Here is a 20,019-nt window from a genome sequence, read left to right as displayed (position 1 = left end):
GACCGGCTCGTGGAGTGGCGGGAGAAGGTCGCCGTCCAGCGGCGCCGCGCGTTCGCCGACGAGGAGTACTGGGGGCGGCCCATCGCCGGCTGGGGCGACCCGGAGCCGCGCGTCCTCATCGTCGGGCTGGCCCCGGCCGCGCATGGCGGCAACCGCACCGGGCGCATCTTCACCGGCGACCGGTCGGGCGACTGGCTGTTCGCGTCCCTGCACCGGGTGGGGCTCGCGTCGCAGCCGACCAGCGTCCACGCGGGCGACGGGCAGCGGCTCATCGGCGCGCGGATGGCGGCGACCGTCCGCTGCGCGCCGCCCGACAACAAGCCGACGCCGCTGGAGCGCACCACCTGCCTGCCGTGGCTGGCCCGCGAGGTCGAGATGGTCGCGCCGAGCGTCCGCTGCATCGTGTGCCTCGGCGGTTTCGCCTGGCAGGGAGTGTGGCCGGCGCTCAAGCAGGCGGGCTACGAGGTGCCGCGCCCGCGGCCGAAGTTCGGCCACGGCGCGGAGGCCGAGCTGGCGCCGCCGCCCGCGGTGACGCGGCGCGACCCGGTCCTGCTGCTCGGCTGCTACCACCCGAGCCAGCAGAACACCTTCACCGGCCGAGTCACCGAGGAGATGCTGGACACCGTCCTCACCCGCGCCCGCGACTACCGCTAGCCCGGCTCCGGGCGGCGCGCCCTGCCGCGCGCACCCGCGTGCGATCCGACGGCGGGGCAGGGCCTTGGCCAAGCGGTCCGGAAGCGGTGACCGGCCCCTGTCCCGGTCACCGCCCGCGGCCGCTTGGCGCCCCCGTCCGGCCCTGGCCCGCCGCCTTTCGGGCGGTACATCGGGTGAGATGCCGGACGGGCCGGTGAAGTTCGCGAGCCGGGCATGCGGGTATCGCTCCCGACATGTCTTCCACAACAGTTCGGCCGAGCGGCCCGGCGGGGACCGCGGCGCGCGGCGGGGGGTCCACGACGCGAATCCTGATCGTCGGCGGCGGGTACGTCGGCATGTACACGGCGCTGCGCCTGCAGCGGCGGCTCCGCAGGGAGCTGCGCCGGGGCGAGGTCGCCGTCACCGTCATCGACCCCCAGTCCTACATGACCTACCAGCCGTTCCTCCCGGAGGCCGCCGCCGGGAACCTGGAGCCCCGGCACGTCGTCGCGCCGCTGCGCAAGGTCCTGAACCGCTGCCGGATCGTGAACGGCTTCGTGACGCGGATCGACCACGCCGCCAAGCGGGTCACCCTCTGCCCGGCCGGCACGCGGACCGACGGCGTCGCCGAACGCGACATCCCCTACGACATGCTCGTCGTCGCGCTCGGCTCCATCTCGCGCACCCTGCCCATCCCGGGGCTCGCCGAATCCGGGATCGGCTTCAAGACCGTCGAAGAGGCGATCTTCATGCGCAACCACGTCCTGCACCAGCTCGACATCGCCGCCGCCAACCCCGACGACGAGCAGGTCAGGAAGCGGGCGCTGACCTTCGTGTTCGTCGGAGCCGGATTCGCGGGCGTGGAGGCCATGGCCGAACTGGAGGACATGGCGCGGGACGCGTGCCGGTGGTACCCCACCATCGACCCGCGCGAGATGCGCTGGGTGATGGTCGAGGCCACCGACCGGATCCTGCCGGAGGTGGGCCCCGAGATGGGCCGCTGGACGGCCGAGGCGCTGCGCGCCCGCGGTATCGAGGTCAAAATGAAGACGCTGCTGAAATCCGCGGTGAAACGGCACATCGTGCTGAGCGACGGCGAGGAGTTCGAGGCCGGCACGCTCGTCTGGACGGCCGGCGTCAAACCGCACCCCCTCCTCAAGGAGACCGACCTCCCGGTCGACGACAAGGGACGCCTGAAGGCCACCGCCGAACTCACCGTCGAGGGGCTGGAGCACGTGTACACGGCCGGCGACAACGCCGCCGTCCCCGACCTCAGCGGCAAGGGCGAATTCACCGCCCCCAACGCGCAGCACGCCGTCCGCCAGGCCAAGCGGCTCGGCGACAACATCGCGGCGGACGTGCGAGGCAAGCCCCGCAAGCCCTACAAGCACGCCTACGTCGGCTCGGTGGCGAGCCTCGGCCTGCACAAGGGCGTCGCGAACGTCTACGGACTCCAGCTCCGCGGCCTCCCCGCGTGGTTCATGCACCGCACCTACCACCTGTCGCGGATGCCGACCGTCAACCGCAAGTTCCGCATCACCATGGACTGGACGCTGGCGTTCTTCTTCCGCCGGGAAATCGTCTCGCTCGCCGAGCTGGAACGGCCGCGTCAGGAATTCGAACTCGCCGCCGGTAAGACGACGGAGAACGTGGCGGTCTGATCGCCGTCCGCCGAGGTGAAACGGGGTAACACGGCCCGGCCGCAGCGACCCGCCGTCTCCACGGCCCTTCTTGACTGGCCCTGTCGAACTGGCCGGACCCGGCCGTTGGCCGCAACCCCGTGAAAGGACTGGCCTCTGTCAGCCCCTGACTCGATATGATGACGCCGCCCCTGTAGCCCAATGGCAGAGGCAGGCTCCCTAAAAGAGCCATTGTGTCGGTTCGAGTCCGACCAGGGGCACTGTGTTTACCCAGGGGGGCGACCCCCTGGAACCCCCGTTTGCTGTGTTGGCCCAGGGGGGCGACCCCCTGGAACCCCCGTCACGGCCGAGAGGCTGTTTCCCGATCCGCTCCGCGTCTCGTGAAACAGCCTCTCGGCCGGCGGGACGTGCGGCCTCCGGGCGCTAGGGCGCCCTCCGGCCGCACGTCCCGTGTTCCTGTGGCCGGGGTTCGAGCATTGGATGTGTTCGGGATCGGCTTTGTGTGTTTCGGGGTGGTTGTGGGGGCCATCCACCCTGATCATGCGGGGGGTTCGGCGTTTACACTGGAGGGCCACCTCGGCCGAAAGTGGAGACTCTGATGGAGAGTAGAAACCCCGCGTTCCGGGGGAACGCCTTCGATCAACGGGGCGCGGCGTACGGCGCTGCCGGATATGGAGCGCCCGCGTACGGGGCGCAGCAGTACGGGGGAGCGCCGCCGGGCTACCAGGCGCCCGGGTACGCGCCGCCGGCCACCCGGCCGATGACCATGGACGACGTCGTCGTCCGCGGGTTCCTCAGCCTGGCCGTTCTGGTGCTCGCCGCGGCGGTCTCGTGGGTCGCGGTTCCCACCTCGATCGCGGTCCCCGTTCTGGTGCTCGCGCTCGTCGCCGAGCTCGGAATCTGGGCGTTCATCACGTTCGGCCGCAAGGCGAACGCGCCCCTGGTGCTGTCGTTCGCCGCGGTCTACGGGGTCGCGGTCGGCATCATCAGCCACTCCTACAACGACCTGTACCACGGCGTCGTCTTCCAGGCCGTGATCGGTACCGCGCTGGCGTTCGCCGCCACGCTCGCCGCGTACGCGCTGCGCATCGTCCGGGTCACGCCGAAGTTCGCCAAGTTCGTCATCGCCGCGGGCGCCGCGCTCATCGGGCTGATGTTCATCAACCTGCTCGTGCACCTGTTCGGCGGCGACCAGGGCATCGGCATCCGCGACCCGGGCAGCCCGCTCGCCTACGTCTTCAGCGTGGTCGCGATCCTCGTCGGCTGCTTCTTCCTGCTGCTGGACTTCGACGCCGTCGAGCAGGGCGTCCGCCAGGGGGCGCCGGAGAAGTTCGCCTGGTACTGCGCGTTCGGTCTGGTGCTGAGCCTGGTGTGGATCTACCTGGAGATCCTGCGGCTGCTCAGCTACTTCAGCGGGCGGGACTAGCCCGCGCAATGATCAGCCCCGCGCCGGACGGTGCGGGGCTGATCCGTGTGGGGATCTCTGCGCCGAGGTCGTGGCGGACGATGCGGCACGACTGCGGGGGCATCCGCCGGCGGGACCCCACCGGGTCCGAGGGCGTGCTTCGTCAGTAGTGGCGCGCGCGCCGGGTGCGCTCGTGCTCGCGCACCAGGGCCGCGGCATAGCCGTGCGAGAGGTTGTGCTCCTCGGCCAGCCAGGTGCTGCGCTCCTCGCAGCGGGTGAACGAGGGGCCGTTCTCGATGGCGGTGAACCACTCGGGGATGTCACGTCCTGTGACTTGCGGAATCCGGGCGATCAGCTTGCTGTGCGTCTCCGGCGAGTGGTTCAGTGACAATTGGCACCTCCAGGTCGCGGGGCTCTTCCTGCTGACTCTGCAACACCTCTCCGCATGTGACAAGACCCTAACGGGGACCTATCTTTTGCGTTACGTAGATCATTTGTAACGGGGATATTCCCCGGAAAAGCGCAGGTGGCCCGCGTGCCCGCCCCATGGGGGCGTGCCGCACGGGCCACCCGGAGAGTGACTAGGAGAGGCGCTCCAGAACCATCGCCATGCCCTGGCCGCCGCCCACGCACATCGTCTCCAGACCGAACTGCTTGTCGTGGAACTTGAGCCCGTTGATGAGCGTGGAGGTGATGCGGGCGCCGGTCATGCCGAACGGGTGGCCGACCGCGATCGCGCCGCCGTTCACGTTCAGCTTGTCGTGGTCGATGCCGAGGTCCTCGGCGGACGGCAGCACCTGCGCCGCGAACGCCTCGTTGATCTCGACGAGGTCGATGTCGCCGATCGTCATGCCGGCCTTCGCCAGGGCCTTGCGGGACGCCTCGACCGGGCCGAGCCCCATGATCTCGGGGGACAGGCCGGTGACGCCGGTCGACACGACCCGGGCCAGCGGCGTGATGCCGAGCTCGGCGGCCTTGGTGTCGCTCATCACGACGACCGCGGCGGCGCCGTCGTTCAGCGGGCAGCAGTTGCCCGCGGTGACCGTCCCGTCCGGGCGGAACACCGGCTGGAGCTGCGACACCTTCTCGTAGGTGGTGCCGGGCCGGGGGCCGTCGTCCTTGGCCACGACGGTGCCGTCCGGCAGCGTCACGGGGGTGATGTCCTTCTCCCAGAAGCCGTTGGCGAGGGCCTTCTCGGCGAGGTTCTGCGAGCGGACGCCGAACTCGTCCTGGGCCTGCCGGCTGACGCCGCGCAGCCCGGCCACGTTCTCGGCGGTCTGCCCCATCGCGATGTAGATGTCGGGGAGCGCGCCGTCCTCGCGCGGGTCGTGCCACACCGGCGCGCCGCCCTCGCCCGCCGTGGCGGTGCGGGCCTGCGCGTCCGCGAACAGCGGGTTCTGGGTGTCGGGGAGGCCGTCGCTGCTGCCCTTGGCGAAGCGGCTGACGGTCTCCACCCCGGCCGAGACGATCACGTCGGCCTCGCCGGCCTTGATCGCGTGCAGCGCCATCCGGGTCGTCTGGAGCGAGGACGAGCAGTACCGGGTGATGGTGGCGCCGGGCACGTTGTCCCAGCCCAGCAGGACGGACACGACGCGGGCCATGTTGTAGCCCTGCTCGCCGCCGGGCAGCCCGCAGCCGAGCAGCAGGTCGTCGATCTGGTCCGGGCCGAGCTGCGGGACCTTCGCCATCGCGGCGGTGATCATCTGGGCGGTGAGGTCGTCGGGCCGGATGTCCTTGAGCGACCCCTTGAACGCGCGGCCGATGGGCGAGCGCGCGGTCGCGACGATGACTGCCTCGGGCATAGCGGGTCTCCTGTCTCAGCGGCCGTAACGGTGTCAACTTACTCACCGGTCACCCGGTCAATCTAACCGCTGGCGACCGCCCCGTACACGGCGGCCCCCGGGCTTAGTCGACGGCGCGTCCAATAAGTGTCGACTTACGCCGGTGCGGCGAATCCCGGCGCCGCGGTGACGGCCGCCCCATGCGCCCGGGACGTGCGTCGTCCGAGGCTGTGAGCCGTGCCACCGGCCGGGCCGCCGCAAGCGCGGGCTGCGGGCCGGCCGGACGGCGCTCCGCGGCGCCGGGGCCCGCCTACCGGTGACCGGGCGGGCTCCGGTCGGCTCAGCCACCGCGGGCCGTTTCAGCCACCGCCGGTCTCCGGGACCGGGCGCCGCGCGCGGCGGTCCCGCAGGCGCTGCCGGGCCTGGGCGATGCCGGTCGCGCAGCGCGCCAGCCGGCGCGCCGGAGCGACGGCCGCGAGCGCGGCGGCGCCGGTCGACAGCGGGCGGACCAGCGCCCGCCGCAGCGGGCGGTGCAGCGGGTACCGCAGCGTGGCCCAGCGGCCCCGCGGGCCCCGGTCGTCGCCCGCGACGGAGGCGCCGCTGACCTCGGTACCGGCCCGTTCGGCGGCCTCGGCGGCGGCCTGCGCGACCGGGCGGGCGGCCGCGCCGGGCAGGTCCGGCTCCAGGCCGAGCGCCGCCGCCATCGACGGCAGGACGGCCGCGGCCGCGGCGGCGTAGCCGCGGGCGGACGGGTGGTAGCGGTCCTCGCTGAACATCGACAGCGGGTCCGCGGCGAACTCGTGCCCCAGCAGGTCGCCGAGGGAGACCGACCGGCCGCCGTGCTCGACGACGGCGATGGTCTGCGCGGCGGCGAGCTGGCGGCAGGCGCGCCGCGCGAACCAGCGGAGCGGCTGCATCAGCGGTTTCACCGAGCCGAGGTCGGGGCAGGTGCCGACGACGACATGGGCGCCCGCGGCGCGCAGCCGCCGGACGGCCTCCGCCAGGTGCCGGACGGACTCGGCGGGCCCGATCCGGCCGGTCACGTCGTTCGCGCCGATCATGATGACGGCGAGGTCGGGGCGGGTCTGCAGGGCCCGGTCGACCTGGCCGTGCAGGGCCTGCGACCGGGCGCCGGAGAGGGCCACGTTGGTCAGCCGGACGGGACGTCCCGCCGCGGCGGCGAGCCAGCCGGCGAGGAGGGCGGCGGGCGTCTCGGCCGGGGTGTGGACGCCGAGGCCGGCCGCGGTCGAGTCGCCGAGCATGACCAGCGACAGCGGGTCGCCGCCCGCCTGCGCGCCGTAGAGGCCGTCGGCGGCGGGCGGGTCGCCGTTGGGCGTCGCCTGGATGATCCGGCGGGCGAGCCTGGCCTCCACGACGATGAGGCCGAAGGTCATGCCGCCGAGGGCGGTGATGCCACCGCCGCCGTAGGCCGCGGCCGCCGCGATCCGGCGCGCGGTGAATGCTCTCAACATGCTGCCTTGACCCTCCGTGATCATCTTTCTACCCGCGCGATGACGCTTTGATGCCTGCCCGCTGGATCTCGGCTAACGTCGGAAACGGGAAACCTTCCGGAGCCGCGCCCGCTCCGCCGCGTTACCGGCGGCGCGACCGGGGCGCGGCGCTCAGATCAATCACTGAACGACAAGGATGTCGCGGTGCACGTACACGACTCGCTCGTCGAACTGATGGGCAACACCCCGCTCGTTCGGCTGCGCAAGGTGACGGGGGACCTGCGGCCGCAGGTGCTCGCCAAGGTGGAGTACTTCAACCCGGGCGGGTCGGTGAAGGACCGCATCGCGGTCCGCATGATCGACGCGGCGGAGCAGTCCGGCGAACTGCGCCCGGGCGGCACGATCGTCGAGCCGACCTCCGGGAACACCGGGGTGGGCCTCGCCATCGTGGCGCAGGAGCGCGGCTACCGCTGCGTCTTCGTCTGCCCCGACAAGGTCGGCAAGGACAAGATCGACGTGCTGCGCGCGTACGGCGCCGAGGTCGTCGTCTGCCCGACGGCGGTGAACCCCGAGCACCCCGACTCCTACTACTCGGTCTCCGACCGGCTCGCCGCCGAGATCCCCGGCGCCTGGAAGCCGAACCAGTACACCAACCCGCAGAACCCGCGGTCGCACTACGAGACGACCGGGCCGGAGCTGTGGGAGCAGACCGAGGGCCGCATCACCCACTTCGTCGCGGGCATCGGCACCGGCGGCACGATCAGCGGCACCGGCCGGTACCTCAAGGAGGTGTCCGGCGGCCGGGTGCAGATCATCGGCGCCGACCCGGAGGGCTCGGTCTACTCGGGCGGCTCGGGCCGCCCCTACCTCACCGAGGGCGTCGGCGAGGACATCTGGCCCGAGACCTACGACCGCGACATCTGCGACGACGTCATCGCCGTGTCCGACAAGGACTCCTTCCTGATGACCCGGCGGCTCGCCCGCGAGGAGGCGCTGCTCGTCGGCGGGTCCTGCGGGATGGCGGTGGTCGCCGCGCTGCGCGTCGCCGAGAAGGCCGACCCGGACGCGGTGATCGTGGTGCTGCTGCCGGACGGCGGCCGCGGCTACCTCGGCAAGATCTTCAACGACGGCTGGATGGCCGACTACGGGTTCCTCACCCCGAACACCGAGGAGGCCCGGGTCGGCGAGGTGCTCACCCGCAAGGGCGGCACGCTGCCGGAGTTCGTGCACGTCCACCCGCACGAGAGCGTGCAGACCGCGATCTCCATCATGCGCGAGTACGAGGTGTCGCAGGTCCCGGTGATGAAGGAGGAGCCGCCGGTGATGGCGGCCGAGGTGGTCGGCTCGGTCGGCGAGAGCGACCTGCTCGACATCATGGTGAAGGGCGAGGCCAAGATGTCCGAGCCCGTCGAGCTGCACATGGCGGCGCCGCTGCCGACGCTCGGGTACGGCGAGCCGGTGAGCAAGGCCGTGGGCGTCCTGGAGAAGTCCGGCGCGGCGGTCGTCCTCGTGGACGGCAAGCCCAAGGGCCTCGTCACCCGCCAGGACCTGCTGTCCTTCCTCGCGTCCTCCACCGGCTGACAGACCGGCCGCGGAACGCCGAAGACCCGGAGACCTCGACGGTCTCCGGGCCTTCTCTTCTCTTGCGGGGTGTCGGATTGCGGAGCCCGACCGGTGGGCGGCGTTTCGGGCCGGGCTCCGCAACCCGACGATCTGGGGGCTCCTACTGCCGGAACCCGGACGGGACGAAGTCCTCGCGCGTGTCGGCGGGGCCGACCGGCTTCTTCTGCTTCTTCGCCACGTCGCCGTGCCCCGGCCACCAGGCCCGGTGGCCCAGCAGCGCGGTGAGGCCCGGCACGAGGAAGATCGCCATGACGAAGGCCGACAGCGCGATGCCGAGCGCGATGGAGAAGCCCATCTGCTGGAGCATCGAGACCTTCGCCAGCAGCATCACCGAGAACGTGCCCGCCAGGATCAGCCCGGCCGCGGCGACCGTCGGGCCGCCGTGCTCGACCGCCAGCGCGGCGGCCTTGCGCGGCTCGTGGCCCTCCTTCGCCTCCTCGCGGAGCCGCGCGGTCATCAGGATGTTGTAGTCGGTCCCGATGGCCAGCACGAACAGGTACAGCATGATCGGCAAGTGGAAGATCTCACCGGGTTCGCCCATCAGCCCCTGGAAGACGTACACCGCGGAGCCGAGGGTCGCGGCGAAGCCGAGCAGCACCGCCGGGACCAGGTACAGCGGGGCGACCACCGAGCGCAGCAGCATCAGCAGGATCAGCGCGATGAGCACCCCGGCGACCGGCAGGATGACCGACAGGTCCCGGTTGACCACCCGGTTGATGTCGCTGTAGATCGCGGTCTCGCCGCCCACGTACAGCTGGGTGCCCTCCGGTGCGATCTTGTGGACGGCCGGCCCGAGGTCGTTCTTCACCAGGTTGATCGAGTCGTTGTCGCGCGGGTTGCCGTTCAGCACCAGGTCGACGCGGCCGAGCGTCGGGTCCTTGCCGAGCTCGGCGGGCTGCACGCCGCCGACGCCCGGCAGCGACTTGGCCTGCTGCCCGAACGCGTCCAGCTCGGCCTTGGTGAGCGGCTGCCCGTCGGTGGAGCGGACCATGACCTGCACCGGCACGGTCTGCCCGGCCGGGAAGCCCTTCTGCAGGTCCTTGGTGGCCTGCGCGGACTCGGTGTCCTGCGGGAAGCTGGACTGGAAGTCGTAGTCGGACTTGAAGCCGAGCGCGCCGGAGGCCAGCGCGACCAGCAGCGCGCCCGCGCCCAGGGCGACCAGCGCCGGACGGGCGCCGACCATCCGGCCGAGCCGGTTGGACACGGCGGCCTTGGGCTGCTTCTTCCAGGACTTGGACGGCCAGAAGACCGCCGGGCCGAGCAGCGACAGGATCGCCGGGAACAGCGTCAGCGAGGTGATGCCCATCACCAGCACGCCGATGGCGAGCGACGGGCCCCACGCGGCGAAGATGCCGAACGAGGCGAGCATCAGCACCAGGAAGGTGACCGCGATGGCGGCGGCGGCGGAGGTGATGACCTCGCCGACCCGCTCGACCGCCGAGATGAGCGCGGTCTTGCGGTCCTCGCCGGCGCGCAGCCGCTCCCGGTAGCGGAACAGCAGGAACAGGTAGTAGTCGGCGCCGATGCCGAACAGCACGATGGTCAGGATGATCTGCAGGCTGTCGTCGCCGGAGAAGTCGAGCAGCTTGGACGCGGCCCCGATGAGGCCCATCGACACCTGCTCGGTGGCGATGATCACGATGATCGGCAGGATCGCCGCGAGCGGCGCCCGGAAGATCAGCAGGATCAGCCCGATGATCAGCGCGAAGGTGGCGACGGTGATGAGCGCGAAGGACTGGGTGAAGGAGTCCTCGTTGTCGACGAACGCGGCGACCTCACCGCCGACCTTGGCCTCCAGGCCGCCGCCCAGCTCCTTCGGCAGCTGGGTGCGGATGTCCTTGATGGCCTGGCTCTGATCCTTGGCCGCGTCGCCGGTCGCCTGCTCCATCGGCACGGTGATCAGCTGGATGGACTTGTTGGGCGCCACCGCCTGGGGGCCCGTCACGAAGCCCTGGACCGTCGGGTACTTCTTGGCCGTCAGGTTCTTGGCCGCCGCCGCCACCTTGGTGCTGTCCGCGGGGGTGATCTTCCCGCCGTCGGACCGCTGCACCACGATCAGCGCGGACAGGTCGGCCTGCTCCGGAAACGCCTTCTCCGCCAGCTCGGCCGCCTGGACGGACTCGTACTTCGACGGCAGGAACTCGCCCTGGTCCGACTCGGTGGTCAGCTTGGGGGAGAAGGCGATGATCACGACCGCGGCGGCGAGCCACGCCACGATCGTCCACCACGGGTGTCTCACGACGAAGCGCGCGAGCCGAGCGAACATGGGCTTCCTTAATCAAGGTCGTTGGGATACCTCTAAAACGGTAGAGATCGCGAAGCCCGATGGGGTCACCCGCTGCGCTGAAATGGGGGCTGATACCTCCGGGGGAGTGCCTCCTCCTCTAGGAGGGGCGGCGGGTGGATAGCCTCGTACCCATGGACAACGAGGTTCAGCACGGGTTCGAGACCCTGGCCATCCACGCCGGGCAGGAGCCCGACCCCGCGACCGGCGCGGTCGTCCCGCCGATCTACCAGGTCTCCACCTACAAGCAGGACGGCGTCGGCGGCCTGCGCGGGGGCTACGAGTACTCCCGGTCGGCCAACCCGACCCGTACCGCGCTGGAAGTATGCCTGGCCGAGATCGAGGGCGGCGCGCGAGGACTGGCGTTCGCGTCCGGGCTCGCCGCCGAGGACGCGCTGCTGCGCGCGGTCTGCAAGCCCGGCGACCACGTGATCATCCCGGACGACGCCTACGGCGGCACGTACCGGCTATTCGCGAAGGTCGCCGAGCCGTGGGGCGTCGCGTTCGACCCGGTGCCGCTCGGCGACATCGCCGCGGTGCGGGCCGCGGTGCGCCCCGAGACGAAGATCATTTGGGTGGAGACGCCGACGAACCCGCTGCTCGGCATCGCCGACATCGCGGCGCTCGCCGCGGTCGCGCACGACGGTGGCGCGCTGCTCGTCGTCGACAACACCTTCGCCTCCCCGTACCTGCAGCGCCCGCTGGACCTCGGCGCCGACGCCGTCGTCCACTCGACCACCAAGTACATCGGCGGGCACTCCGACGTCGTCGGGGGCGCGCTCATCACCGCCGACCCGGCGCTCGGCGAGCGGCTCGCCTTCCACCAGAACGCCATGGGCGCCGTCGCCGGGCCGTTCGACTCCTGGCTCACCCTGCGCGGCATCAAGACGCTCGGCGTGCGGATGGACCGGCACTGCGCGAACGCCGAGCGGATCGTCGAGATGCTGACCCGGCACCCGGCCGTCCGGCAGGTCCTCTACCCGGGGCTGCCCTCCCACCCCGGCCACGACATCGCCGCCAAGCAGATGAAGGCGTTCGGCGGCATGGTCTCGTTCCGGATGGAGTCGGAGGAGGCCGCCGTCCAGGTGTGCGAGCGGACGAAGCTGTTCACGCTCGGCGAGTCGCTCGGCGGCGTCGAGTCGCTGATCGAGCACCCGGGCCGGATGACGCACGCGTCGGCCGCCGGATCGCCGCTGGAAGTGCCCGCCGACCTGGTGCGGCTCTCCGTCGGCATCGAGGACGTGCACGACCTGCGGCGCGATCTGGAGCAGGCGCTCGGCTGAACGCCGGCTGAGAGTCCCCCGCCCGTTCCCGCCCCCACTTGATCAAAACATCTATACTCAGCGCGCCAGGTTCGTAAAGGAGGGGCCCGGGGTGCGCAAAGTACTGGTCTGTGGGGCGGCGTTCGCCGCGGCGTGCGTGTCCGCCGTCGCGATCCCCGGGGGCGCCCATGCGAACGCCCCGGCGCCGACACCGTCCGTGGACGTCCCGTCGGCGCCGCCGGGCGGCCCCTCCGCGGGCACCGGCTCCGGCGGCACCGGGAGCGGGTCGCCGTCGGCGCCGTCCACCGCGTCGCCCGGCGACGGCGCGACCGGGCAGGACGGGGAGCCCGACGACGCGACCGCCACGGCGCACGCGGTCATGGTCACCCCGGAGCTGCCGAAGTTCCGCACCTACGCCTACGGCACCGACACCGCGCAGAAGATCGACGCCTACTGGCGCGACAAGGGCGCGGGCGCCGAGGCGCGCCCGGTCGTGCTGTTCCTGCACGGCGGCTACTGGCTGCACGGCGACAAGGGCGGCGGCTGGAAGTACGTCGCGCGGCGCCTGACCGAGGAGGGGTTCGTCGTCCTGTCGGCGAACTACCGGCTCGCCCCGCGCGCGCACTGGCCCGCGCAGCGCGACGACGCGCTGTCCGCGCTCGACTTCATCCGCAAGCACGCCCGGCTGTGGAACGCCGACCCGTCCCGCGTCGCGGTGATGGGCTCGTCCGCCGGCGGGCAGCTCGCCACGCAGCTCGGCACCCTCGGCAAGGGCACCCAGCGGGTGCGCGGCGTGGTCGCGCTGTCGCCGCCGAACAACCCGTTCCTCGCCTTCAAGGACGGCGCGAAGCCCGGCGCCACCGCCACCCAGCGCAAGCTGCGGCGGGCCGTGGTCGACCTCCTGGACTGCACGCCGGGCGCCGCGCCCGGCACCGGCGCCGAGACCGAGACCGGTCCGGGCGCGGAGCCCGGCGGCGAGCCCGGCACCGGCACGGACTGCTGGCCGCGGGTGGACGACGCGAGCACGCTCACGCACGTCTCGCGCGGGGACGCGCCGATGCTGCTGATGCACGGCTCCGGCGACTTCGTCCCCGTCACCCAGAGCACCGGGCTGGCGTCCGCGCTGCGGGCGGCGGGCGTCAAGACGACGGTGAAGACGGTGGACGGCCGGCTGCACGCCTCGCAGCTGCTGACCGACCCGGACACCTACCCGACGATCGTGAGCTGGCTCAAGAGCCACCTGAAGAAGTAGCGGGCGGGCCGCCCCGGAGCGGGCGGCCGTTGCGGGCGGCTCAGCCGTTCCAGACCATCAGCACGAGGATCACCAGCCACAGCAGCGCAACGACGCCGGAGAGGGCGGCCAGCCGGCCGCGCTCCACCTGCGCGATCTCGCCGCCCGCCGCGGCCGCCGGGGCGGGGGACGCGCCGTCCGCCTCGGGCTCGCTCTTCTCCGCCGCGGTCTCCGCCGCGGTGGCGGGCTGCGGGGCGGGCGCCGTGCCCGCGCCGCCGGCCGCCTCCTCCAGCAGCCGCGCCGCCTTCCGCTGGTCGCGCTCGATGATCAGCAGCAGCGCCAGCGCGACGATGAACAGCGTCATCGACACCGTCAGCCACGCCTGCGCGAAGTTCCCCTCCGCGAGCCCCAGCCCGAACAGGAAGATGCCCAGCGTCGCGAGGCCGTAGACCCGGGTCGTCCAGTTGAGGAACCGGACCACGGGCGCGTTCCGCTTGCGGATGTAGCGGGGCGTGGACATGGTCGCGGCGGTCAGCGGGCCCAGCGTGAAGATCGCGAAGCCGATGTGCAGGATCAGCAGGATGCGATCGGAAGTCGACATGACGCCGACCCTAGCCCCTGCCCGCGCTCAGCGGCGGCCCCGCCGCACCCGGAGGTAGTCGCTGACGACGTACTCGCCGAGCCGGTCGGCGTCGGGCGCGAACACCCGGCCGCCGTTGCGCCGCGCGACCTCCTCCACGAACGACACGAGCCGCCGGTCCTCGGCGAGCATGAAGAAGTTCATGCCGGCGCCGCGCCGGGTCATCTTGTCGACCTCGGCGAGGGTGAGGACGAGCGTGTCGGTGGACGGCGGGTAGTCGAACAGCGAGCTGCCGTCCGGGCGCAGGTGCGCGGTCGGCTCCCCGTCGGTGACGACGAGCACGATCGGCTCGAAGTCGGGGTGCCGGTCCAGATGCCGTCCCGCGATCATCAGCGCGTGGTGCAGGTTCGTGCCCTGCACCATGTCCCAGTCGAGGCCGGCCATCTCCTCGGGGTGCAGCACCCGCGCGTAGTTGGAGAACCCGATGATCTGGATCGCGTCCTGCGGGAACTTGCTGGTCACGAGCGTGTGCAGGGCGAGCGTGGTCTGCTTGGCGACCGCCCACGTCCCGCGCAGCACCATCGAGTACGACAGGTCGACCAGCAGGCAGACCGCCGCGCCGGTGCGCCGCTCGGTCTCGTGCACCTCGAAGTCGTCGACGCCCAGCCGGACCCCGTTCGGCCGCAGGCCCGCGGCGGTGTCGGCGCCGGCGCCGGTGATCTCGGCGACGTCGGCGGTGCCCGGTTCGACCAGGCCCGGCTCGGCGGGGCCCGGCTCGACGACCCGCGCCGTCGCCGCCGGACGCGTCACGAGGCCCGTACCGCCCTCCATGGCGCTGCGCCGGATCGCGTTGCTCACCGTCCGGACGACGTCGAGGGGCTGCTCGTCGCCGAACCGCCACTCCCGGCTCGCCCCGGTCAGCTCGCCCGCCTGGCCCGCGTCGCGCTGGTCGTGGTCGCCCGGCCGGCCCGAGGCGAGCTGGGAGAACACCCGGCGCAGCGCGGTCTCGCCGAGGCGGCGCACCGCCTTCGGGGTGAGCTCCAGCTTGCCGCGGTTGCGGCGCAGGTAGCCCTGCCGCTCCAGCTCCTTCTCGATGCGGCGCAGCGCGTCCAGGTCGTCGACGGCCTGCCGGCCGAGCGCCCGCCGGACGGCGTCCTCGTCGATGTCGTCGAGCCGGGCGCCGGGGTAGTCCTGGCCGAGCGCCGCCTCCAGCTCGCTCAGGTCGGCCAGCTCCGCGAGCGCGGTGGTGGCGTCGCCCATCCCGAGCGGGTCGTCGCCGGTCATCTGCTCGGGCCGCCCCCAGCCGAGGTCGGGGCGGCGGGTGCGCAGCGCGTCGCCGAGCCGGGCCATCTCCATGGCGAGGCCCGCGTCCTGCATGGCCTGCTCCATCAGCCCGCCCAGCTCGGCGCGCTGCTCGGGGCTGAGGGAGGCGAGCAGCCGGTCCGTCGCGGCGGCGCGGCGGGCGAGGGAGTCGACCAGCTCCTCCAGGTCGCGCGGCTCGTCGGGGAACATGTCCCCGTACCGCTCCATGAAGCGGTCGAAGTCCTCCTGGGTGTGCTCGCCGCGGGCGTCGCGGTCGAGCATCCCGTTGAGCTCGGCCATCATGTCCTTGACCCGCTGCATGGCGGCCGGGTCCTGGTTCTCCAGGGCCTGCTTCATGCCCTGGAACTGCGCGTCCAGCACCTCGCGGCGCAGCAGGTCCTTCAGCTGCTCGAAGGTGCGGCGGGCCGCGTCGGACCGCCAGTCGTAGTCCGACAGCCGGCGGATCGCCTGCGCGGTGTCGGACGGCAGCGTGTCCAGCTCCGCCTCGCGCAGCCGCGCCTCGTCGCCCGGGTCGGGGAACAGCTCGGCCCGCTCCTGGCCGATCGCGGTGTCGAGCAGCGCGCGCGCCTGCTCCAGGGTGCCGTCGAGGCGGCCCCGGTCGCGCAGCGCGCGGCGCCGCTCCCGCACCTGGCGGAGCAGGTCGTCGAGCCCGCGGCGGTTCCGCGCGCCCGGCAGGCCGCGCCGCAGCAGCTCGCGCAGCGCGTCGTCGGCCCGGGTGCCCTCCAGCACCGAGTCGCCCAGCGCGTCCAGGGCGTCGCGGACGTCGTAGGGCGGGGCGAGCGGGTCGGGCCCGTCCTCGTAGGCCCCGTAGCGATATCGGCTCATCGATGTTCCTTACGCGTGGAGACCGGCTGAGCGGACGACCGGGTCGAGGGGCTCGGGGTCAGGTGCGGTAGGTGGCCGTCCCGTCGGGCCGGCCCTCGGCGACGTCCTTGGACAGCCGGCGGGTGAGGAACAGCCCCTCCAGGGCGAACTCCAGCGCGGCCGCGGCCTGCCCGGGGGACTCCCCGCTGAGGCCGAGCCGTTCCATGATCTTGGCGAGGCCGGGGACCTGGCCGACGCGGCGCAGCAGCTCCGCCGCCGGCACCAGCTCGCCCGACTCGACGCGCTCGCCGGAGTCGAACTTGTCGAGCAGGCCGGTCAGGTCGGCGGCGCCGAGCGTGCGCCGGTAGGTCTCGGCGATCGCGCGGCGCAGCAGGTGCTCCAGCACCTCCTGCTCGCGGCCCTCCTCGCTGACCTCGAACTCGACCTTGCCCATCAGCGACGGGACGACCGCGGGCAGGTCGCAGACCCGCGCGACGGCGTGCTCCTCGCCGGTGAGCGCGGCGCGGCGCACCGCGCCCGCCGCGACGGTCTCCGCGCCCGCGAGCGCGAACCGCGCCGACACGCCGGACCGCGCGTCCACCGCCGTCGACTCCCGGACGAGCCGGGTGAACCGGCCGATCACCTCGATCAGGTGGTCGGGCACCTCGGCGGGCAGCCCGGCGAGGTCGGCGAAGTCGGACTCCTGCCGGATCAGCGCGAGCTCGGCGTCCAGTTCGAGGGGGTAGTGGGTGCGGATCTCGGCGCCGAAGCGGTCCTTCAGCGGGGTGATGATGCGGCCCCGGTTGGTGTAGTCCTCGGGGTTGGCGGACGCGACGAGCAGCACGTCCAGCGGCAGCCGCAGCGCGTAGCCGCGGATCTGGACGTCGCGCTCCTCCAGCACGTTGAGCAGCGCGACCTGGATGCGCTCGGCGAGGTCGGGCAGCTCGTTGATGGAGAAGACGCCGCGGTTGGTGCGCGGGACGAGCCCGAAGTGCACGGTCTCGGGGTCGCCGAGGGTGCGGCCCTCGGCGACCTTGATCGGGTCGACGTCGCCGATGAGGTCGCCGACGCTGGTGTCGGGGGTGGCGAGCTTCTCGCCGTAGCGGTCGTCGCGGTGCAGCCACCCGACCGGGAGCTCGTCGCCGAGGTCGGCGGCGAGCCGGCGGCAGCGCACGCACACCGGCGCGTACGGGTGGTCGTTGATCTCGCAGCCGGCCACCACCGGGGTCCACTCGTCCAGCAGCCCGGCCAGGGTGCGGATCAGCCGCGTCTTGCCCTGACCGCGCTCGCCCAGCAGGACCAGGTCGTGCCCGGCGAGCAGGGCGCGCTCCAGGTGGGGGAGGACGGTGTCGTCGAACCCCAGGATGCCCGGGAAGCGCGGCTCGCCGGCTCGCAGCCGGTCGAGGAGGTTGCGGCGGATCTCGGCCTTCACGGAGAGCTGGACGTGGCCGCCGGCGCGCAGCTCGCCCAGTGTTGTCCCAGAGGGAGTGGTTTCACGGGTGGATGGACGCACGAGATCGACACTACGTCGCGGTCGCCGGGACTCGCACCCTCGGCCCGCGGATTCCCGCCGGACCGCGGATCGGCCTGCGGATCCGCCCGGAATCCTCCCGGAAGGGCCTGGAATGCGGCCGAGGGCGAGCCTGGGGAATCGTCCCGCCATGCCCGTCCCGCCGGTGTTTGGGTGGACGGCGCGCCGCGGGGGACACTGGAAGTGTGAACGGAGCCGGTGAATGCGGTGAGGGAGGCGGCGCCGATGGCGCGATTCGGTGATGGCCTGGCCCTCGGACCCGATCTGTCCAGTGCCGCCGCGTCGGCGGTCGAGCAGGCGCTCGCCCCGCTGAGCGCGGCGCCCGACCTGGTGTGCGTGTTCGTCACCGGGGACGACCCGGACGAGATCGAGGCGGCGGTCGTGGCCGCGGAGCAGGCGGCGGGGCCGACGATGCTGCTCGGGTGCAGCGCGTCCGGGGTGATCGGCGCCGGGCGCGGGGTGGAGGAGCGCGGCGCGGTGAGCGCCTGGGCGGCGGTGCTGCCGGGCGCCCGGCTCGACGCGTTCCGGCTGGAGACCCTCAAGGCCGACGACCGCCTCGTGGTGGTCGGGATGCCCGAGGGCCAGGACGACGACGTGGTCGGCGTCCTGCTGGCCGACCCCTACAGCTTCCCGGTGGACGCGTTCGTCGAGCGCTCCGACGAGGCGCTGCCGGGCCTGCCGCTGGTCGGCGGGCTCGCCGAGGGCGGCGGCCCCGGCGACGGCGGGCAGGGCGACGCGCGGCTGTTCGTCGGCGGCGAGGTCTACCGGGACGGCGCGGTCGGCGTGGTGATCGGCGGGTCCGTCGCCGCCGCGACCGTGGTCAGCCAGGGCGCCCGCCCGATCGGGCCCGACATGGTGGTGACCAAGGCCGAGGAGAACGTCCTCTACGAGCTGGCGGGCGTGCCCGCGCTGGAGAAGCTGGAGCAGATCGTCCTCGGGCTGCCGGAGGAGGAGCAGGAGCTCGCCGGGCGCGGGCTGCTGATCGGCGTCGCGATGGACGAGTACGCCGACGAGCACGAGCACGGCGACTTCCTCGTCCGCGGCGTGGTGGGCGCCGACCCCGACAGCGGCGCCATCGCGATCGGCGACGTGGTCGACGTGGGCCGCACCGTCCGGTTCCAGGTCCGGGACGCGGGCGCCGCCGAGGAGGACCTCGCCGCGCTGCTCGAACGGTTCGACCTGGCGCCGGTCGAGGGCGCGCTGCTGTTCTCCTGCAACGGGCGCGGGCAGGCGATGTTCCCCGACTCCGACCACGACGCGAAGGTCCTCGACCGCGCGTTCGGCCCGGCCGGGGTGGGCGGCTTCTTCGCCGCCGGCGAGATCGGCCCGGTCTCGGGGCGCAACCACGTGCACGGGTTCACCGCGTCGATCCTGGCGTTCGGCCGCGCCGGGGACCGGCCGGGCGACCGGGTGGAGGACGCCCGATGACCGCGGGCCCCGTGCTCGCGGTCGACATCGGCGGGACGAAGCTCGCCGCCGCCCTCGTCGACCCGGACGGGCGGGTCGCCGCCCACGACCGCGCCCCGACCCCGAACGCGCCCGGCGTGGACGGCGAGGAGCTGTGGCGGGCGCTGGACGCCCTGCTCGGCAAGCTCGTCGCCGGCGCCGGGAACCCGCCGCTCGCGGGCGTCGGCGTCGGCTGCGGCGGCCCGATGACCTGGCCCGCCGCCGAGGTGTCCCCGCTGAACATCCCGGCGTGGCGGGGGTTCCCGCTGCGCGAGCGGCTGCGCGCCCGCCATCCGGGGCTGCCCGTCCGCGTCCACAACGACGCGATCTGCGTGGCGGTCGGGGAGCACTGGCTCGGCGCCGGGCGCGGGCACGGCAACGTCCTCGGGATGGTGGTGTCCACGGGCGTCGGCGGCGGGCTGATCCTGGACGGCCACCTCGTCGACGGCGCCAGCGGCAACGCCGGGCACATCGGCCATGTCGTCGTCGAGCCGGACGGGCCGCCGTGCGCCTGCGGCGGCCGCGGCTGCCTGGAGGCGATCGCGCGCGGCCCCGGGCTGGTCGCGTGGGCGCGGGAGCAGGGGTGGCGGCCCGGCGACGGCGCCGCCACCGGCGTGGAGCTGGCCGCCGACGCGCGCCGCGGCGACCCGGTCGCCGGGTCGGCGATGCGGCGCGCCGGGCGCGCCATCGGGATCGCGCTCGCGTCCGCGACGCACCTGTGCGACCTGGAGGTCGCCGCGATCGGCGGCGGCCTCTCGCAGGCCGGGCCGCTGCTGTTCGACCCGATGCGGGCGGCGTTCGCGGCGCACGCCCGGATGGAGTTCGCGACCCGCGCCCGGATCGTCCCGGCGGCGCTCGGCCAGACCGCGGGGCTCGTCGGCGCCGCCGCGCTGATCCACGAGCAAGATCGTTACTGGAGTGCGGACTGAGCGGTGGGGGGTGCGAGGATCGGACCATGACCTCCGTCAGCGTCGACGACGTCCGTGCCGCCCGCGAACTGCTGCGCGCGGTGGCCGTCCCCACCC

General features: G+C 73.1%; 15 protein-coding genes and 1 tRNA gene. 9 read left to right on the top strand and 7 right to left on the bottom strand.

Annotated elements, in window-relative coordinates; genetic code table 11:
* The 4 genes from ETD96_RS19695 to ETD96_RS19680 all read left to right on the top strand — a co-directional run.
* A partial coding sequence (locus tag ETD96_RS19695) for a uracil-DNA glycosylase (RefSeq protein ID WP_205719355.1) occupies window positions 1-654 on the top strand: 654 nt, incomplete at its 5' end.
* A gap of 233 nt (window positions 655-887) precedes the next feature.
* Window positions 888-2,294 carry an NAD(P)/FAD-dependent oxidoreductase gene (locus ETD96_RS19690; protein WP_138637932.1) on the top strand — a complete coding sequence of 469 codons (1,407 nt, stop codon included), beginning with the start codon at window positions 888-890 and terminating at the stop codon, window positions 2,292-2,294.
* Between the two features lie 166 nt (window positions 2,295-2,460).
* Window positions 2,461-2,533 (top strand) — tRNA-Leu (locus ETD96_RS19685).
* A gap of 338 nt (window positions 2,534-2,871) precedes the next feature.
* The gene (locus ETD96_RS19680; protein ID WP_138637931.1) at window positions 2,872-3,699 is read left to right on the top strand and encodes a Bax inhibitor-1/YccA family protein; all 828 of its coding nucleotides are present in this window, start codon (window positions 2,872-2,874) and stop codon (window positions 3,697-3,699) included.
* 142 nt (window positions 3,700-3,841) lie between these two features.
* Here ETD96_RS19680 and ETD96_RS19675 read toward each other — a convergent pair whose 3' ends face one another.
* From ETD96_RS19675 to ETD96_RS19665, 3 genes are all read right to left on the bottom strand, one after another.
* Window positions 3,842-4,069, bottom strand: a complete 228-nt coding sequence (locus ETD96_RS19675) for a DUF4287 domain-containing protein (protein ID WP_089325573.1) — start codon at window positions 4,067-4,069, stop codon at window positions 3,842-3,844.
* 190 nt (window positions 4,070-4,259) lie between these two features.
* Entirely contained in the window at window positions 4,260-5,480 is a 1,221-nt protein-coding gene (locus ETD96_RS19670; RefSeq protein ID WP_138637930.1) for an acetyl-CoA C-acetyltransferase, read from the bottom strand.
* A 338-nt stretch (window positions 5,481-5,818) separates the two neighbouring features.
* Window positions 5,819-6,931 carry an SGNH/GDSL hydrolase family protein gene (locus tag ETD96_RS19665; RefSeq protein ID WP_138637929.1) on the bottom strand — a complete coding sequence of 371 codons (1,113 nt, stop codon included), beginning with the start codon at window positions 6,929-6,931 and terminating at the stop codon, window positions 5,819-5,821.
* 183 nt (window positions 6,932-7,114) lie between these two features.
* On the opposite strand from ETD96_RS19665, the gene ETD96_RS19660 reads away from it, so the two are divergent.
* On the top strand, window positions 7,115-8,491 hold the full coding sequence (locus ETD96_RS19660) for a cystathionine beta-synthase (protein WP_138637928.1): 1,377 nt from the start codon (window positions 7,115-7,117) through the stop codon (window positions 8,489-8,491).
* A 142-nt stretch (window positions 8,492-8,633) separates the two neighbouring features.
* Here the strand turns inward: ETD96_RS19660 and ETD96_RS19655 are convergent, their stop codons facing one another.
* Window positions 8,634-10,799 carry an MMPL family transporter gene (locus ETD96_RS19655; protein ID WP_138637927.1) on the bottom strand — a complete coding sequence of 722 codons (2,166 nt, stop codon included), beginning with the start codon at window positions 10,797-10,799 and terminating at the stop codon, window positions 8,634-8,636.
* Window positions 10,800-10,951: 152 nt separating this feature from the next.
* Between ETD96_RS19655 and ETD96_RS19650 the strand changes: the two genes are divergently transcribed.
* Together ETD96_RS19650 and ETD96_RS19645 are read left to right on the top strand one after the other, a co-directional pair.
* Complete coding sequence (locus tag ETD96_RS19650) at window positions 10,952-12,100, top strand: cystathionine gamma-synthase (protein ID WP_138637926.1); 1,149 nt, start codon at window positions 10,952-10,954, stop codon at window positions 12,098-12,100.
* Between the two features lie 91 nt (window positions 12,101-12,191).
* Window positions 12,192-13,331, top strand: coding sequence for an alpha/beta hydrolase (locus tag ETD96_RS19645; protein WP_240807884.1), 1,140 nt, complete (start codon window positions 12,192-12,194; stop codon window positions 13,329-13,331).
* Window positions 13,332-13,371: 40 nt separating this feature from the next.
* On the opposite strand, the gene ETD96_RS19640 is transcribed toward ETD96_RS19645, so the two are convergent.
* From ETD96_RS19640 to ETD96_RS19630, 3 genes are read right to left on the bottom strand one after another with little or no spacing between them, the layout of a single operon-like run.
* Window positions 13,372-13,911 (bottom strand): hypothetical protein, encoded by a 540-nt coding sequence (locus ETD96_RS19640; RefSeq protein ID WP_138637925.1) that lies wholly within the window; start codon window positions 13,909-13,911, stop codon window positions 13,372-13,374.
* Between the two features lie 27 nt (window positions 13,912-13,938).
* Window positions 13,939-16,038 carry a vWA domain-containing protein gene (locus tag ETD96_RS19635; protein WP_138637924.1) on the bottom strand — a complete coding sequence of 700 codons (2,100 nt, stop codon included), beginning with the start codon at window positions 16,036-16,038 and terminating at the stop codon, window positions 13,939-13,941.
* Between the two features lie 58 nt (window positions 16,039-16,096).
* Complete coding sequence (locus ETD96_RS19630; RefSeq protein WP_205719354.1) at window positions 16,097-17,530, bottom strand: sigma 54-interacting transcriptional regulator; 1,434 nt, start codon at window positions 17,528-17,530, stop codon at window positions 16,097-16,099.
* 243 nt (window positions 17,531-17,773) lie between these two features.
* Between ETD96_RS19630 and ETD96_RS19625 the strand changes: the two genes are divergently transcribed.
* Both ETD96_RS19625 and ETD96_RS19620 read left to right on the top strand, forming a co-directional pair.
* Complete coding sequence (locus ETD96_RS19625; protein ID WP_138637923.1) at window positions 17,774-18,976, top strand: FIST signal transduction protein; 1,203 nt, start codon at window positions 17,774-17,776, stop codon at window positions 18,974-18,976.
* Window positions 18,973-19,923, top strand: coding sequence for an ROK family protein (locus ETD96_RS19620; protein ID WP_138637922.1), 951 nt, complete (start codon window positions 18,973-18,975; stop codon window positions 19,921-19,923). The genes ETD96_RS19625 and ETD96_RS19620 overlap by 4 nt, the downstream gene beginning before the upstream one ends.
* Window positions 19,924-20,019: the final 96 nt, after the last annotated feature.

It is taken from the genome of Actinomadura geliboluensis, assembly GCF_005889745.1.
Lineage (GTDB): Bacteria > Actinomycetota > Actinomycetes > Streptosporangiales > Streptosporangiaceae > Spirillospora > Spirillospora geliboluensis.
The sequence above is the reverse complement of the archived record's forward strand: the minus strand, read 5'-3'. Positions and strand labels throughout refer to the sequence as shown.

Excerpts from the sequence above, each read along its gene's own strand:
- ETD96_RS19690 (WP_138637932.1), top strand. The coding sequence starts at position 888 with ATGTCTTCCACAACAGTTCGGCCGAGCGGCCCGGCGGGGACCGCGGCG.
- ETD96_RS19665 (WP_138637929.1), bottom strand. The coding sequence starts at position 6,931 with ATGTTGAGAGCATTCACCGCGCGCCGGATCGCGGCGGCCGCGGCCTAC.
- ETD96_RS19650 (WP_138637926.1), top strand. The coding sequence starts at position 10,952 with ATGGACAACGAGGTTCAGCACGGGTTCGAGACCCTGGCCATCCACGCC.
- ETD96_RS19670 (WP_138637930.1), bottom strand. The coding sequence starts at position 5,480 with ATGCCCGAGGCAGTCATCGTCGCGACCGCGCGCTCGCCCATCGGCCGC.
- ETD96_RS19680 (WP_138637931.1), top strand. The coding sequence starts at position 2,872 with ATGGAGAGTAGAAACCCCGCGTTCCGGGGGAACGCCTTCGATCAACGG.
- ETD96_RS19640 (WP_138637925.1), bottom strand. The coding sequence starts at position 13,911 with ATGTCGACTTCCGATCGCATCCTGCTGATCCTGCACATCGGCTTCGCG.
- ETD96_RS19655 (WP_138637927.1), bottom strand. The coding sequence starts at position 10,799 with ATGTTCGCTCGGCTCGCGCGCTTCGTCGTGAGACACCCGTGGTGGACG.
- ETD96_RS19635 (WP_138637924.1), bottom strand. The coding sequence starts at position 16,038 with ATGAGCCGATATCGCTACGGGGCCTACGAGGACGGGCCCGACCCGCTC.
- ETD96_RS19620 (WP_138637922.1), top strand. The coding sequence starts at position 18,973 with ATGACCGCGGGCCCCGTGCTCGCGGTCGACATCGGCGGGACGAAGCTC.
- ETD96_RS19625 (WP_138637923.1), top strand. The coding sequence starts at position 17,774 with ATGGCGCGATTCGGTGATGGCCTGGCCCTCGGACCCGATCTGTCCAGT.